A 15,599-nucleotide genomic window follows, 5' to 3' on the forward strand; every position below is an offset into this window, starting at 1 on the left:
ACCACCGAGAGGAACAGGATCAAGGGGATCATTGCCAAAGCCGCCGAGGGTAGCGCCGGTGGCGATGTTCTTCGGAAGCGGCAGGTTGTTGTTACCCATGCCGAGGTTGCCGACACCTTGGTTGCCCGCACCCAAGTTGGTCAAGGCGGCTTCGGCGCTGCCGACCGCGGCGCCGATACCGGGCAGGCCCTGCAGGGCTTGGCTCCAGGAGGCGAGTTGCCCGGCCGCGGCCGAGGCGCCGCCGTAGTAGCCGAACATCGCAGCCACATCGGCGGCCCAGAATTCTTCGTAGATGCCTTCAGCGGCGGCGATCATGGGTCCGTTGAGGCCCAGGAAGTTCGAGCGCACCAGCTGCACAAACGCGTTGCGGTTGGCGGCGATCGCCTCGGGGTTGATCATCGCGGAGCGGGCGGTTTCGAACGCGCTGGCCACCGCGTTGGCCTGGGCGGAGGCGCCCAGGGCACGGGTGGAGGCGGCTTCCAGGAAGGCGGTGTAGGGGGCGGCGGCGTTGGCCATGGCGGCCGCGGCCGGGCCCTGCCAGGCCTGGCCGGTCAGGTTCGAGGTGACCGAGGAGAAGGAGCTGGCGGCCGAGCCGAGTTCCTCGGCCAGGCCGTTCCAGGCTGCGGCCGCTTGCAGCATCGGCGCCGAGCCGGCCCCGAGGAGCATCCGCAGCGAATTGATCTCCGGTGGCAATCCCACAAAACTCATGTTGGTTTCTTCCCCTAAGTCGCAAGTTCGTTCGTGGCGTAGGCGACTCTACCCGACTCCGGACGGAACGGGCCACGATTTCGGAAAAATGTGGTGCCTTCGAGGAAAATGCCAGGTCAACGATCAATATTGGCCCCATGAGGCGGCCGTCGAGGACGCCGCCGCCACCGCGGCGCGCAGGATCGGCAGTGCCACCGCCGCGCCAACACCATGGCCGCGCATCACAGACAGGTCGAGGACCGGCTCCAACGCCAAAGCGTCCAGCGCCAGGGAATGACCGGGCCCGCCGGCCCGGTGCCCCGCCTGCCACCACTGCCGCGCACCGGGCGCCAGCTTCTCGGCGACCAGTGCCGCGGCGGTGACCGCCATATCGTCGAGCAGCAGCGGGGTGCGGCGGATCGCGGCCTGCGCGCAGAAGCCCGCCATCGCGGCGACGTGGGCGCCGGCGCAGGCATCCAGCAACCCGACCGGATCGTCGAGCACCGGCGTCGCCTGAAACAGCGCGTCGCGCACCGCCGCCGTCCGGCGCGACCAGCCGGCATCGTCCACACGGTGACCGGCCCCGAAGCCGATTACGGCGACCGGCTCGGTGTTCGTCAGTGCGGCCACCAGAGTCGCGGCGGCAACGGTGGTGCCGGTGCCCGGGGCGCCTGCGATGAGCAGGTCGGCGCCCGCATCGACCTCCTCGTCGGCAATCCGCCGGCCCGCGCCGATGGCGCGAATCGTCTCCTCCCGGGACTCCTCGGATCGGGGCTCCGACGGGAGATCCGCTCCCAGGCCCGCGACCCGCACGGTCGCGCCGCCGAGGTGCGCCAGAGCGTCGATCAGCGTGGTGTCGTGACCTTCGCCGAACAGCACCACCCGGGCACGCTCGAACTGGTGCGGCGGGTGTTGCCCCTGGCAGGCCGCCACCCACACGGCCAGGTTCCCGAGCCTGCCCAGGGTGCCCGAGGCCTGGGCCGGGCCGGCGGGGGTGCCCTGGACGTCGGGGGACCCTACGGCCGGAAACCCGATCACGACGGCATCGTCGTCACGGCGCATGCCGGGGCGGGCGGCCGGGGGACGGCTGTCGGCTATCCGACACGGCTGCCACGCTCGACGTCGGGGCGGGGTGTTCGCATCCGGCGGATCTGCGAGGCCCGGCCCGCCGCATAGATGCCCAGCTTCCAATGACTTTCGGTGTTGTCCGGGAACTTCGCGTCCACCAGCTTGCCGACCTTGCGGCCGAGCACGATCCCGTCGATGGTCATCAGCAGCATCAGCAGCATCATCACCGGCGACATGTAGAGCTCCAGTCGCGGCATACCGAACATCACCGCCAGCAGCAACAGCGCCGCCGGCATGAACAACCCGAGCAGGTTGCGCCGGGCGTCCACCACGTCGCGGACGTACCGGCGCACCGGGCCCTGATCGCGCGGCAGCAGGTAGCGTTCGTCGCCGGCCATCATGCGTTCGCGGCGCTCGGCCATGCGTTCGCGGCGCTCTGCCTTGGCGGCCCGGCGCTCGTCGCGGCTGAGTTTCGGTCCGGCCAGGGACTTGCGCCGCGCCCGGGCCTGCGCGGACGTCATCGGAGCCGGGGCGACCGGGCCCTTCCTGGTCTGCCGGGCAGCGCTGCGCTTGGGGGTCGGCCGGCCCTTGGGGCTGGTGGCCCGGGCCTTCGGGGCGGCTGACTCGCCGGCACCGGCAGCCTCGCCCGGCGCCACCACCGTGTTGTCGCCGTCGGCGCCGTCGTCGGATTCCTTGTTGCGGCCCAGCAGTTTCACAGCAGCCAGGTTACTTCGCCCAGGCGTGAAGATGGACCGGACACCGCATCGTGGCAAGCCGACGCGCGGCCCCGACGCGGCTGGACCTACGCTGGCGGTGATGAACGGTTCGGGGGGGTCCGACGAGGCTGCTGGCGGCTTGGGACCCGGCAGCCTACAGCTACCGCCGATGCGGATGCTGGTGGCCCCGGACTGCTACGGCAGCAGCCTATCGGCGGTGGACGCCGCGGCCGCCATCGCCACCGGCTGGAGCCGCTCCCGGCAGGCGGACTCGTTCATCGTTGCGCCGCAATCCGACGGCGGCCCCGGCTTCATCGAGGTACTGGCCCGGCGCATCGGAGGACTGCAACGGCTGCCGGTATGGGGGCCGCTGGGCGCCGGTGTCGACGCCGCGTGGGTATTCGACGCCGACACCAGGACCGCCTACCTGGAATGCGCGCAGGCCTGCGGACTGGCGCTGCTGGGCGGCGACCCGACGCCGCAGACCGCGCTGCACGCCCACAGCCGCGGAGTCGGCCAGCTCGTCAACGCCGGCCTGGCAGCCGGGGCGCGCCGCATCGTGATCGGCCTCGGCGGCAGTGCCTGCACCGACGGCGGAGAAGCCATGCTCGACGAGCTCGGCGGCATAGACGCGGCCCGCCGACGGCTGGCCGGCGTCGAGGTGATCGCCGCCTCGGACGTCGATTACCCGCTGCTCGGGCCGTGGGGTGCGGCCAGGGTCTTCGCACCGCAGAAGGGTGCGGACGCCGAGACGGTGGCGCAGTTGGAGGCTCGGCTCCAGGAGTGGGCGCTGGTGCTGGACACCGTCGGCGGCCGGGACGTCAGTGCCGAACCCGGGGCCGGTGCCGCCGGTGGTATCGGCGCCGCGCTGCTGGCAGTCGGCGGCCGCTGTGAATCCGGGGCCGCGATCTTTGCCGAACTCACCGACTTCGCCAGCGACCTGGCCGAGGCGGACATGATCCTCACCGGGGAAGGGCGCTTCGACGAACAATCCCTGCACGGCAAAGTCGTCGGCGAGATCGCCGCCGCCGCCCGCCGCGAGGGGATTCCGGTCATCGTGCTGGCCGGGCAGGTGGAGGTGGACAAATTCACCACCCGCACGTCGGGAATCATGTCCGCACAGGCCATGTCCGAATACGCCGGATCGGTGCGATTGGCGCTGGCCGACGCGGCTAACCAATTGATGGGGCTGGCCTCGGAGGTGGCGGCGCGGCTCGGGAATACCGGGCCGCCGGGGTACCGTTGAACCGGTTGCGAAACGATCGCGCGCGGGGGCGACGACGAGTTCCCGGCGCTCAGGCAGGTAAGGACAGGCAGGTAGGAATAGCAATGACGGTGCAGAATGAGTCGACCGCCAAGACCCACGGTGTGATCCTGACCGAGACCGCCGCCACCAAGGCGAAATCCCTGCTGGACCAGGAGGGCCGCGACGATCTGGCATTGCGGATCGCGGTCCAGCCGGGCGGCTGCGCCGGCCTGCGCTACAACCTCTTCTTCGACGACCGGACCCTGGACGGGGACCTGACCGCGGACTTCGGCGGCGTGACGCTGACCGTCGACCGGATGAGCGCCCCGTATGTGGACGGCGCCTCGATCGACTTCGTCGACACCATCGAAAAGCAGGGCTTCACGATCGACAACCCCAACGCCGGCGGTTCGTGCGCCTGCGGGGACTCGTTCAACTAGAGCGGTTGGCGCACGTCCGGCTCGGGTCCGCCGGGGGAGTTGACGCCTGCCTGGCCATTACGCCTAGTGTGGCCGAGCGGTGCGCAGTACGTACGAACACACCAGGGTCTGCCCGTTCTGGGACAGTACCTGCGCGATGCCCTGCAGGTCGGGGCGAGACGGTCCGCCGGAGACGGGTGTAGCGGTCACCGTGAAGAGCACCTGGGCCTGGTACTGCGACAGGTAGACGATCTTGTCGATCGAGGTGACCTCGACAGTCGAGAACTGCTTGCGGAAGGCGTCACTGCTCAACTTGGCCAGCGCCTGGTCGGAGCGCTTGTCCTTGACCGCGCCGGCCATTCCGCACAGCGCGTTGTCGATGATGACGCCGGTGTCCTTGTTCGCCAGGGCGTCCAGGTAGGACTGGATGGCGGACCGGGCCGCCCCGTCGGAGAAGCCGCCGGTATTCGGCCCATTCGCGCGGATTCCCAAGACGATGGCCGCGATGACGGCGGCCACCAGTGCGGTCGCCAGCAGAACGCCGATGAGCAGGCGTTTCGGCTGGCGCTGCGGGTAGGCCACCGGTGCAGGGGGGGCCTGGGGGGCCTGGGGGGCCTGGGGTGCCTGGGGTGTCGGGGGCCCCGGATAGGGCCGGCCGGGGTAGGGGGGGCCGCCCGCCGCGTCTCCCGGGGGGTACGGACCTGCCATGTTCGTTCTCCTACCCTGGTCGGTGAGACGGCATCGGTCGGTGAGACGGCATCCGCGCGGACACCCCTGCGCGGACATCCCGGCTGCGCGTGAACCGGATGAATGCTGTAGGCAGGCTAGCGCACGTGCTGCCGCCGGAAGCGCTTTCGGGCTGCGGCTACTCCCCGGGCGCCGCGCCGGCGTCCATGAGAGGCTTGACGGCCTAGGCGTATTGGCTAGGCGGACAAGGACGGAGATTCAGTGACCATAGCGGTAACCGGTTCGATAGCCACCGATCATCTGATGCGCTTTCCCGGCCTTTTCTCCGAGCAGCTGCTGCCCGAACACCTGGCCAAGGTTTCGCTGAGCTTCCTGGTCGACGACCTCGTGGTGCACCGCGGGGGAGTGGCCGGCAACATCGCCTTCGCCATCGGTGTCCTCGGCGGCGACGCCGTGCTCGTCGGCGCGGCCGGCACCGACTTCGCCGACTACCGGGACTCGCTGCAGTCCCACGGCGTCAACTGTGACCACGTGCTGATCTCCGCCACTGCGCACACGGCCCGGTTCACCTGCACAACCGACGACGCCATGGCCCAGATCGCCTCGTTCTACCCGGGCGCGATGTCGCAGGCCCGGGAGATCGAGCTCGCCGATGTGGTGTCGGCCGTCGGCGCCCCCGAGCTGGTGATCATCGGCGCCAACGATCCCGAGGCGATGGTCCGGCACACCGATGAGTGCCGCACCCTGGGGTTGCCCTTCGCCGCCGACCCGTCCCAGCAACTGGCCAGGCTTTCCGGCGACGAGATCAAGCAGCTCATCGGCGGCGCCGCCATCCTGTTCTCCAACGACTACGAGTGGGACCTGCTGCTGTCCAAGACCGGATGGTCCGAAGCCGAGGTGATGGCGCAGATCGGGTTGCGGGTCACCACGCTGGGCAAGGACGGCGTCGACATCGTCGACCCGGACGGAACCACGGTGCGTGTCGGCGTTGTCCCCGAGACCAGCCAGACCGACCCGACCGGCGTCGGCGACGCATTCCGTGCCGGGTTCCTCACCGGGCGCAGCGCGGGCCTGAGCCTGGCGCGGTCCGCCCAACTGGGGTCGCTGGTCGCGGTGCTGGTGCTCGAGTCGACCGGAACCCAGCAGTGGCACTGGGACCGTACGGCCGCGGTGGCCCGGCTGGCCGGCGCCTACGGCGACGAAGCGGCCGCGGAGATCGCCGCGGTGTTGCCCCAGAGTTCGCGAGCGTAACCTGGCTGCGATTTCGAGCCCCGGATTTCGCACTGGCGTTACGCTCGCGGCGGGTGGTGGCCGGCGGCCGACTGCCGGGGGCCGACTGCCGACGGCCGGGGGCCGGGGGCCGGGGGCCGGGGGCAGGGGGCGGGCCGGCGGCCAGCGGCAACGCTACAGCTCGACCGGGTAGACCGGTTCGCTGATCCGCGGCACCACACTGTTCTCCACGAAGATCGCATGCCAGAGCATGAAGATCAGCACCGTCCACAACCGGCGGCTGTGATCCGCGCCGCCGGCCCGGTGCTCGTCGAGCATCCGGTGCACCGCGGGCAGGTCGACAAGGTGTCCGGCCTGCGAGGAGCCGACCATCCCATAGGCCCACTCCAGCAGGTCGCCGGCGCGCAGCCAATGCCGGATCGGAACCGGAAACCCCAGCTTCGGCCGGTTGAGGACGTGCGCGGGAACGATGGGTTCCAGCGCGCGGCGCAACGCATATTTGGTGGTGGCCCGGGTGATCTTGGCCCGATACGGCAACCGCGACGCCACCGCGAACACCTCGGGGTCCAGGAACGGCACCCGCAGCTCCAGCGAGTTGGCCATGGTCATCTTGTCGGCCTTGACCAGGATGTCGCCGCGCAGCCAGGTGAACAGGTCCAGGTGCTGCATGCGGGCCACCGGATCCCAGCCGGAGGATTCGGCGTAGATCGGGGCGGTGACGTCGGTGTGGGTCCAGTCCGGGCGGAATCCGGGCAGCACCTCGCGCAGTTGCGCGTCGGAGAAGCTGCGGGCATTGCCGTAGTAGCGCTCCTCGAGCGTCAGCGATCCGCGGTGCAGCAGGCTCTTGCCCCGCATCCCCTGCGGCAGCGGCCTGGACATTGTGCCCATCGACCGGCGCACCGGCCCGGGCAGGTAACCGAACGGCTTGAGCGACAACGGCTCCCGGTAGATCGTGTAGCCGCCGAACAACTCGTCGGCGCCCTCGCCCGAGAGCACCACCTTGACGTGTTTGCGGGCCTCGCGGGCGACGAAGAACAGCGGCACCAGCGCCGGGTCGGCAACCGGTTCATCGAGGTACCAGACGATCTCGGGCAGCGCGGCGACGAATTCCGTCTCGCTGACCACCTTGGCCACATGGCGGGCCCCGATGGCTTCGGCGGACGCCGCCGCGACATCGAGCTCGGAGAAGCCCTCTCGCTCGAAACCGGTGGTGAAGGTGATCAGGCGCGGATTGTGGCCGATGGCCAGAGCGGCGATCGCGGTGGAGTCGATCCCGCCGGACAGGAACGATCCGACGGTGACATCGGCGCGCATGTGCTTGGCCACCGAATCGTGCAGCACCGCGGTGATCTCGTCGTAGCGGGCCTGCTCGGAGCCCGCGGTGATCGGCACCGCGGCAAAGCGCGGCCTGAAATACCTGGTGATCACCGGGTCGCGGCCGGGCCGGACCGTTGCGTAGCAGCCCGATTCGAGCCGGCGGATTCCCAGGTGCAGCGTCTCGGGTTCGGGCACGTACTGCAGGACGGTGTAGTGCTGAACCGCCCGGCGGTCGATCGCGTCGGGGCCGACGTCCACCCCGATCAGGTCGGCGATATCCAGCAGGCACTTCTTCTCGCTGGCCACCGCGGTCCCCCCGGGACCGGTCGCGGTGAACAGCGGCTTGATCCCGAACGGGTCGCGCGCGCAGAACAGCTCGCCGGTGACGGTATCCCACACCGCGAAGGCGAACATGCCGCGCAGCCGAGGGAGGATATCGGCGCCCAGGTAGTGGTAGCCGGCGACGATGGCCTCGCCGTCCCCGTCGGTGGCGAACACGGCGCCGTGCCGGTCGCGCAGTTCGGCGCGCAACTCCAGATAGTTGTAGATCTCGCCGTTGAACACCAGCAGGTAGCGATCCGGCGTCTCCGGCGGCCCCCAGCGCAACGGCTGGTGCGAATGCGCGATGTCGATGATGGACAACCGGTTGAATCCGAACGCGACGCTGCTGCCCGAACTCTCGGCGCCCGGGTCGGTCCAGGTGCCCGGCTCGTCCGGGCCGCGGTGGCGCATCAGCGGCAGTGCGCCGGCAATCGCGGCGTCGACCCGGTCGCTGCCGGTGGCGGCGCCGGACTCAGCCGACCCGTCGGGGCCACCCGGCCCGTCCGGAGCCGCGACGAACGCCAGCAGTCCACACACGGCGCCCCAGTATGCCGCACCGCCGGTCGCCCACCGAATCCAAGCGATTTGGGCGCGAGGCAGCCCAATCGTCGCCCTCGCAGGCTAGGTGGTCTACGCTGCGTAGTATTCAACAAACGAATTAGCCAGCGGCCAGCCGGCCCAGCTTGTGATAACGGAGGCGCCAACGTGACACCTCGCGGGTTCGATCGTTCGCACAGCTTGCCTCAGCGCAGTTCAGGGGAGCATTTCGGCGGTGTGCGGGCGATGTCCCGCCGGCTGCGGCCCCTGGTGTTCGTCGCCACGCTGGGCGTGCTGGCAGTCACCCTGAGCGGATGCACCTGGCAGGACGGGCTGGCGCTCGGCTGGCCCAGGGGCATTACCCCGGAGGCCCAGCTCAACCGGCAACTGTGGATCTCGGCGGTGATCGCATCCCTGGTCGTCGGCGCCATCGTGTGGGGGCTGATCTTCTGGTCGACCACCTTCTTCCGCAAGAAGAAGAACGACACCGAACTACCGCGGCAGTTCGGCTACAACCTGCCGCTGGAGCTGGTGCTCACGGCCATTCCGTTCCTCGTCATTTCGGTCCTGTTCTATTTCACCATCATCGTGGAGGACAGGATCATCGACCTGTCCAAGGATCCCGAGGTCGTCGTCGACGTCACCGGGTTCCAATGGAATTGGAAGTTCGGATACCAGCGCGTCGCCTTCAAGGACGGCACCTTCAACTACGACGGGGCCGACGAAGCCAAGAAGCTGGCGATGACCTCCAAGCCGGAAGGCAAGGACAGCCACGGCGAGGAACTCGTCGGCGCCGTGCGCGGGCGCAACTCCGAAGACCGGACCTACATGAACTTCGACAAGGTCGAGACCTTGGGAACCAGCGACGAAATTCCCGTCCTGGTACTGCCGGCCCACAAGCGCATCGAGTTCGAGATGACCTCGGCCGACGTCGTCCACGCCTGGTGGGTGCCGGAGTTCCTGTTCAAACGCGACGTGATGCCCAATCCGGCGGCCAACAACTCGATCAACAAGTTCCAGGTCGAGGAGATCGTCAGGACCGGGGCGTTCGTCGGGCACTGCGCCGAGTTGTGCGGCACGTATCACTCCATGATGAACTTCGAGATCCGCGTGGTAGAGCCGGCTGACTTCGTCGCCTACCTGCAACAGCGAATTGCCGGCAAGACGAATGCGCAAGCGCTGGTGGCGATCAACCAGCCGCCGCTGGCGGTGACCACCCACCCGTTCGACGCCCGCCGCGGCGAATTGGCCCCGAGCCCACGAGGTTAGGACAACCCATGCACATCGAATCCAGGATATTCGAGTTCGTCGCCTTATTCTGCGTGGTGATGACCGTGGTCTACGGAGTGCTGACCGCAAGGTACGCCACCGGAGGCGTGGAGTGGGCGGGTACGACCGGGCTCGCGTTGACCGCCGGTCTGGCGTTGATCATCGCGACCTTTTTCCGGTTCGTCGCACGTCGACTCGACACCCGCCCCGAAGACTATGATGAGGCCGAAATCAGTGACGGCGCAGGGGAGTTGGGTTTCTTCAGCCCGGCGAGCTGGTGGCCGCTGCTGGTCGCGCTGGCCGCATCGGTGACGGCGGTGGGATTGGCGCTGTGGCTGTACTGGCTGGTTTTCGCGGGTGCGGTGATGGTCCTGGGTGCGGTAGCCGGATTCGTCTTCGAATACTACGTCGGAGCCGAGAAGCACTGAGTTGATCTGAAAAGGTCACAATCCGGGCATCAGTTGCCCATCGGTCCGTTCGCCGGGGCGCCTGTGTCCAGGCCTGTTGGGTAGGGTTTGCCGAGGCACCATAGGTAACCGACCGCGCACGCGAGGACGCCACAGCGAAGCCCCGCGCGCCGGTCGGGCAGATGGACAGGGTAGGCAGACATGAGTGGGCCGCATCCGCCGGGACACGAGCCCGACTCGCCGGACGAGTTGGCCGACCCCGGATCCACCGGGGACGACGCGGGTGCGGGGGATGCGGGGGGCGCGGGGGACTATCCGGCTCCGACGACTGAAACGGAGGCGTATTCGCGTGCGTATTCGGCTCCGGAATCCGAACGGTTCGTCAGCGGTGCCTTCCTGCCGGCCGATCTGGTCCTCTACGACTACGACGAATACGAGGACTTGCGTCGCCACAGGGAGGCCTCCGCCCCTCGCTGGCCCTGGGTGGTCGGCGTCGCCGCGATTGCCGCCGCGATCGCCCTGGTTGCCGCGGTGTCAATACTGGTGACCAAGGGAGATCCCGGCAAGCTCGCCGGCCCCGGCGAGACGGCGGTGTCGTCGCCGCCACCATCGCAGGGTGAGATGCAGGACGAGATCACCCCCACCGAGGAACTTCCCCTGACACTTGAGCCGCCGCCCGAGCCGCCCAACGAACCCCCACCACCACCTGAGAGGCCGACCGAACCCGTGCCGCCGCCACCCCCGCCACCACCAGCCCCGGCTCCAGCCCCAGCCCCCCCGGCGGCTGCGCCCCCAGCCCCAGCCCCAGCCCCAGCCCCAGCCCCGGCCCCGCCTCCACCGGCGGCAGCTCCGAAGCCGACCGGACCCCGCAGAGTCACCTATTCGGTAACCGGCACCAAGGCCCCGGGCGACATCATCTCCGTGACCTACGTCGACGCCTCGGGCCGGCGGCGGACCCAGCACAACGTCTATATCCCGTGGTCGATGACGGTAACCCCGATCTCGCAATCAGATGTCGGTTCGGTGCAGGCAACCAGTATGTTCCACGTCAGCCGGCTGAATTGCTCGATCGTCACCAGTGATGGAACGGTGCTGTCGTCGAACACCAACGATTCCCCGCGGACAAGCTGCTGATGGTCGGCAGGTATTCGGCATACCGGCGGGGGACGGATCCCGTCATCGATCCGGAAGTCCTCGACCGTGTGATGGTCGGGGTCTGTGCGGCGATCTGGCTGGTGCTGGTCGGAGTCAGCGTGGCCGCCGGCGTTGCCCTTGCCGACCTTGGCCGCGGGTACCATACGACACCGCGAAGCACGGCCACCTCCTGGGTGCTGTATGCGGTGATCGTTGTCTCCGCCCTGGTCATCGCCGGAGCGATCCCGGTGTTGCTGAAGGCCCGCAAGATCACCCCGGAAGGGCCGGTCGTCCGGTCGAAGGCGTTACTGGGTAGCGGGTCCGCCAGGGCGGCGGTGAAGCGTGCAGAACCCGGCACGGCCGAACCGGCGCGCGGCGAACCCGGCAAGGCTGCCGGTGCACCGGACCAATGGTCGGGCGAGGCAGTCGACCGGGTGTGGATGCGTGGAACCGTCGCGCTCACCGCCGTGCTGGGGGCCGCGCTGACCGGTGCGGCCCTGGCCACCTACTTCATGGCTGCGGGCAAGGACGGGGCTTCGTGGGTGAGCTATGGCATCGCCGGTGCGATCGCCGTGGGGATGCCGGTGACCGAGTGGTTCTACGTGCGCCAGCTGCGTCAAGGGCAGGCAGGGCGGCAGTAGCCAAGCCGGTGGGCAAGCCGCGCCCGCTTGCTCGCGAGCGTAACGCCAGGGCGAAATTCGGAGCGCGAAACCGCAGCCCCGTTACGCTCGCGAACGCCTCGTGCCCGGCGCCCGGCGCCCGGCGCCCAGCGCCCAGCACGCGGCGCCGAGCGCCCGCCGCCCAGCGCGCGGCGCCCTGGCAGGTAGCGCCTAGCTTCCCTCGCCGTTGGTCGAGTCGTCGTCCTGGCGGTCCCGCAGTGCGGTGAGTGCGCGTTGTTCGGCGGAGTGGCTTGCCTCGCGCAGCGCCGCATCCTGGGACTTCGGGTCCGCGGACAGGAAGCTGCCACTCCCTGGGGAACCGGCCGAACCCAGCTTGTTCATTCGCTTGGGCACCGGTGCACCCTGGTACTCGAGCGGGATCGGGTGGCCGTGCTCGTCGACCGGCCCGAGTGGCTGGTGCAGTTCGATGTAGGCGCCGTGCGGCAGCCGCTTGATGATGCCGGTCTCGACGCCGTGATCGAGTACCGCGCGGTCGCTGCGCTGCAACCCGACCGCCCACCGGTAGGCGATGAAATACACCAGCGGCGGCAGGATCACCATGCCGATTCGCCCGATCCAGGTGGTCGCATTCAGCGAGATGTGGAACTTGAATGCGATGATGTCGTTCATCGCGGCCAGTGTCAGCAGCATGTAGAAGCTGATCGCCATTGACCCGATCGCCGTGCGCACCGGCACGTCGCGGGGCCGCTGCAGCAGGTTGTGGTGGGCGTGATCGCCGGTGAACCGTGCCTCCAGGAACGGGTAGGCGGCCAGCAGGCCGAAGACCAGCCCCATGATCACCGCCACCCATACCGGAGAGGGAATGGTGTGGTGCCCGATGTAGAACTCCCATGCCGGCCAGATACGGGCCAGGCCTTCCGTCCACATCATGTAGAAGTCGGGCTGTGAACCGGCGGACACCTGAGATGGCTTGTAGGGGCCCAAGTTCCAGATCGGGTTGATCTGCAGCAGACCGCTCATCAGCCCGAGCACACCGGTGATCGCCGCGAAATAGGCGAGGGACTTGACCGCGAACACCGGCATCACCCGCACGCCGACCACGTTGTGCTCGGTGCGTCCGGGACCGGGGAACTGAGTGTGCTTCTGGAACCACACCAGCGCCATGTGCGCGCCGATGAGCGCCAGGATTATCCCAGGAATCAACAGGATGTGCATGGCGTATAGGCGGGGAATCAGGATCGTGCCGGGGAAGTCTCCGCCGACCAGTGCCCAGTGCAGCCAGGTGCCGATCACCGGCATGCCCAGCGTGATCGAGGACAATGCCGCGCGCAGCCCGATGCCCGACAGCAGGTCATCCGGCAGCGAGTAGCCGAAGTAGCCCTCGAACATCGCCAGGATGAGCAGCAGGGTTCCGATCACCCAGTTGGCTTCGCGGGGGCGGCGGAAGGCGCCGGTGAAGAAGATGCGTGCCAGGTGCACCATGATCGCCGCGGCGAACATCAGCGCCGCCCAGTGGTGGATCTGACGCATGAACAAGCCGCCGCGGACCTCGAATGTGATGTCGAGTGCAGACTCGTAGGCCCGGGACATCTCCACACCGCGCAGCGGCTGGTAGACACCGTTGTAGGTGACCTCGGCCATCGACGGGTCGAAGAACAGTGTCAGATAGACGCCGGTTAGCAGCAGTATGACGAAGCTGTACAGGGCGATCTCACCCAGCAGGAACGACCAGTGCGTCGGGAACACCTTGTTGAACTGGCGACGCAGCGCCCCGGCCGGGTGATACCGGGTGTCGATGGCGTTGCCCTGGGCGGCCAGGACATCTCCGATTGTCGTGGGACTGCCCTTAGGACTCATGTTGTGCGCTCCCAGAATGCCGGTCCGACAGGTTCGATGAAGTCGCCGTTGGCGACGAGGTAACCATTGGAGTCGATTGTGATGGGCAGCTGTGCCAACGCACGGGCTGCGGGACCGAAGATCGGCTTGGCGAAATGCAGCGCGTCGAACTGCGACTGGTGACAGGGGCAGAGAATCCGGTAGGACTGCTGCTCGTAGAGCGAGGACGGGCAGCCCAGGTGCGAGCACACCTTGGTGTAGGCGAACAACTCACCCCAGTTGAAGCTCTCCTGCCCCTGGCGCTTGACCACGCGGTCCATGTCGACCGGCTTGATCCGGATGAGCATCACCGGGTTGCGGATACCCATGGCGACCTCTGACAGCTTTTCGTGGGACTCCACCGTCGTGCCGTCACCGTCGGATTCCCGCCACGGGAACACCGTCTCCATGCCGCCGGCGTCGAGGTCTTCGGGGCGCATCTTGACGAACGGGGGGCCGCCGTAGGCGCCGGTGGCGCGGGCGAGATAGATCGTTTCGCCGTGGTATCGCGGCGTCCAACCGGATGTCCACAGCACGGCTTTCATGCCGTCGGCAGTCTTGACGACGGGCTTCCACGGGTTCTTGATGATGCCGCCGGCGAACGCGGCCAGGGTTCCCAGGCCGAACGCGCCCAAGCCGACCCCGAACGATAATCCGATGAGCTTGCGGCGGCCGACGGTGGAACTCTCGTAGGCGTCGGTCAGGTTCGCCACGATCGTCCTGCGATCGATCTCTGGGGAGTTGCCGTCGTGGCGCTCCTGGATGGTGATCTCTTCGGGGATGAAGCGCTTCTGGAACAGCACCGCGCCGATGGCCAGTGACAGCACGGACATCCCGAAGGTGACACCGTAGAGGGGAGTCGCCAGCGTGTACCACAGGCTTCCCGACTCGCCGAGGCCCTTGTATTCCCACGGCCAGAACAGGAAGACCAGTAGGAGCGCGATACCGAACACGCCTGCCAGCAGAAGCCAGCGGGCAACGGAACGCTCGGCGCGCTTTTCGGCTTGGGTGCCTTCGCCGGGCCAGCGCGTCTCCTTGTAGGCGATGTCGACACCGTCGATCTCGCCGCCCAGGGCCAGCAGTTCGTCGTTGGACATCGCCGCCAGTGCCGCCTCGTCGGGCAGGCCCCCCGCCGGGGTTGTTCCGCCGTGCATGTCCTCGCTCATGTGCGCGCCCCAATCCACAGTGCCAGCCCGATGGCAGCGACTATGCCGATGATCCACACCGCCATGCCTTCCGGTGCCGGTCCGAATCCACCGAGTCCGTAGCCGCCCTGGCTACGCTCCTCGGAGACGGTCCGGACATAGGCGATGATGTCCTTCTTGGCGTCGAAGGAGAGCTGGCGGTTGGAGAACTTGGGCATGTTCTGCGGCCCGGTCAGCATCGCCGTGAGGATCTGCTCCTCGTTGGCCGGCCCCAGGTCCGGTGCGAACTTCCCGGATGACAGCGCCCCGCCTTTGCCGGTGAAGTTGTGGCAGGAGGCGCAGTTGAGGCGGAAGAGGTCGCCGCCGCGGCCGAGGTCGTTGCCGCGCAGCGACCGCATGGCAAGGCTGCCGTCGGCGTTGCGCGCGACCGTCGGGCCGCCGCCGTTCGCCTGAATGTAGGCGCCCAGCGCGTCGGTCTGCGGGCCGTCGAAGATCGGTTGCTTGCGCGGCTCCTGGGCCGTCTCACCCATCGCGGGCATCCGTCCGGTGGACACCTGGAAGTAGACCGCCGCCTCGCCGACACCGATCAGGCTGGGCCCGTGGTCGGGAATCCCCTGCAGGTTGGCGCCGTGGCAGGAGATACACGAGGTGTCGTAGAGCTGCTTGCCGGTGCGCAGCAGGGCCGATCCCGACTCGTCGGCGACAGCCACCTGGGGCGTAGGTGTCAGCAGTGCCGCCAACCCGCCGGCCATGGTCAGCGCGCTCAACAGCAGTACTGCGCTGGACAATCGTCGTCGAAGGCGCCGTCGAGCGCGGTCATGACGCGGCATTTTCGGCTGGCTGCACCGCCGGCCGGATCCGGTGAACCCCAGTTTCGTCAACTGAGCACTCCTGTTCTCGGGCCTGTCTGGAGAGGGCTGG

15 protein-coding genes are annotated in these 15,599 nt (G+C 68.4%); 7 read left to right on the forward strand and 8 right to left on the reverse strand.

The genetic code is table 11. From position 1 onward, the window contains the following. From ACK5M9_RS09180 to ACK5M9_RS09190, 3 genes are all read right to left on the reverse strand, one after another. Window positions 1–708, reverse strand: a 708-nt coding sequence (locus ACK5M9_RS09180; RefSeq protein WP_416892860.1) for a PPE family protein, incomplete at its 3' end; no start/stop codon positions are given. A 123-nt stretch (window positions 709–831) separates the two neighbouring features. Then, window positions 832–1,725 carry a nicotinate-nucleotide--dimethylbenzimidazole phosphoribosyltransferase gene (locus ACK5M9_RS09185; RefSeq protein WP_416892861.1) on the reverse strand — a complete coding sequence of 298 codons (894 nt, stop codon included), beginning with the start codon at window positions 1,723–1,725 and terminating at the stop codon, window positions 832–834. 56 nt (window positions 1,726–1,781) lie between these two features. Beyond that, window positions 1,782–2,414, reverse strand: a complete 633-nt coding sequence (locus tag ACK5M9_RS09190) for a DUF3043 domain-containing protein (protein ID WP_416892891.1) — start codon at window positions 2,412–2,414, stop codon at window positions 1,782–1,784. Window positions 2,415–2,640: 226 nt separating this feature from the next. Here ACK5M9_RS09190 and ACK5M9_RS09195 point away from each other — a divergent pair, with 226 nt between their 5' ends. Both ACK5M9_RS09195 and ACK5M9_RS09200 read left to right on the forward strand, forming a co-directional pair. Then, window positions 2,641–3,717 carry a glycerate kinase gene (locus ACK5M9_RS09195; protein WP_416892892.1) on the forward strand — a complete coding sequence of 359 codons (1,077 nt, stop codon included), beginning with the start codon at window positions 2,641–2,643 and terminating at the stop codon, window positions 3,715–3,717. An 83-nt stretch (window positions 3,718–3,800) separates the two neighbouring features. Then, entirely contained in the window at window positions 3,801–4,157 is a 357-nt protein-coding gene (locus ACK5M9_RS09200) for a HesB/IscA family protein (protein WP_416892862.1), read from the forward strand. A 63-nt stretch (window positions 4,158–4,220) separates the two neighbouring features. On the opposite strand, the gene ACK5M9_RS09205 is transcribed toward ACK5M9_RS09200, so the two are convergent. Next, a complete protein-coding gene (locus tag ACK5M9_RS09205) occupies window positions 4,221–4,844 on the reverse strand; it encodes a hypothetical protein (RefSeq protein ID WP_416892863.1) in 624 nt (207 codons plus the stop codon). 240 nt (window positions 4,845–5,084) lie between these two features. Between ACK5M9_RS09205 and ACK5M9_RS09210 the strand changes: the two genes are divergently transcribed. Beyond that, on the forward strand, window positions 5,085–6,074 hold the full coding sequence (locus ACK5M9_RS09210) for a carbohydrate kinase family protein (protein WP_416892864.1): 990 nt from the start codon (window positions 5,085–5,087) through the stop codon (window positions 6,072–6,074). A 153-nt stretch (window positions 6,075–6,227) separates the two neighbouring features. Here the strand turns inward: ACK5M9_RS09210 and asnB are convergent, their stop codons facing one another. Next, complete coding sequence (asnB, locus tag ACK5M9_RS09215) at window positions 6,228–8,228, reverse strand: asparagine synthase (glutamine-hydrolyzing) (RefSeq protein WP_416892865.1); 2,001 nt, start codon at window positions 8,226–8,228, stop codon at window positions 6,228–6,230. A gap of 246 nt (window positions 8,229–8,474) precedes the next feature. Between asnB and ACK5M9_RS09220 the strand changes: the two genes are divergently transcribed. The 4 genes from ACK5M9_RS09220 to ACK5M9_RS09235 all read left to right on the forward strand — a co-directional run bounded on the left by ACK5M9_RS09220 (window position 8,475) and on the right by ACK5M9_RS09235 (window position 11,679). Continuing rightward, a complete protein-coding gene (locus tag ACK5M9_RS09220; protein ID WP_416892893.1) occupies window positions 8,475–9,497 on the forward strand; it encodes a cytochrome c oxidase subunit II in 1,023 nt (340 codons plus the stop codon). 8 nt (window positions 9,498–9,505) lie between these two features. After that, a complete protein-coding gene (locus ACK5M9_RS09225; RefSeq protein WP_416892866.1) occupies window positions 9,506–9,925 on the forward strand; it encodes a cytochrome c oxidase subunit 4 in 420 nt (139 codons plus the stop codon). Window positions 9,926–10,105: 180 nt separating this feature from the next. Continuing rightward, entirely contained in the window at window positions 10,106–11,038 is a 933-nt protein-coding gene (locus tag ACK5M9_RS09230; RefSeq protein ID WP_416892867.1) for an MmpS family transport accessory protein, read from the forward strand. Further along, window positions 11,038–11,679 carry a DUF2561 family protein gene (locus ACK5M9_RS09235; RefSeq protein WP_416892868.1) on the forward strand — a complete coding sequence of 214 codons (642 nt, stop codon included), beginning with the start codon at window positions 11,038–11,040 and terminating at the stop codon, window positions 11,677–11,679. The genes ACK5M9_RS09230 and ACK5M9_RS09235 overlap by 1 nt, the downstream gene beginning before the upstream one ends. 189 nt (window positions 11,680–11,868) lie before the next feature. Here the strand turns inward: ACK5M9_RS09235 and ACK5M9_RS09240 are convergent, their stop codons facing one another. From ACK5M9_RS09240 to ACK5M9_RS09250, 3 genes are read right to left on the reverse strand one after another with little or no spacing between them, the layout of a single operon-like run. Beyond that, complete coding sequence (locus ACK5M9_RS09240; protein WP_416892869.1) at window positions 11,869–13,515, reverse strand: cytochrome b; 1,647 nt, start codon at window positions 13,513–13,515, stop codon at window positions 11,869–11,871. Continuing rightward, entirely contained in the window at window positions 13,512–14,699 is a 1,188-nt protein-coding gene (locus ACK5M9_RS09245; RefSeq protein ID WP_416892870.1) for a ubiquinol-cytochrome c reductase iron-sulfur subunit, read from the reverse strand. Before ACK5M9_RS09245 ends, ACK5M9_RS09240 begins: the two co-directional genes overlap by 4 nt. Beyond that, window positions 14,696–15,559: a c-type cytochrome gene (locus tag ACK5M9_RS09250; RefSeq protein WP_416892871.1), complete on the reverse strand. Its 864-nt coding sequence runs from the start codon at window positions 15,557–15,559 to the stop codon at window positions 14,696–14,698. The genes ACK5M9_RS09245 and ACK5M9_RS09250 overlap by 4 nt, the downstream gene beginning before the upstream one ends. Window positions 15,560–15,599 lie beyond the last annotated feature (40 nt).

The sequence above is a fragment of the Mycobacterium sp. genome (assembly GCF_047975165.1).
In the GTDB taxonomy this organism is placed as follows: Bacteria; Actinomycetota; Actinomycetes; order Mycobacteriales; family Mycobacteriaceae; genus Mycobacterium.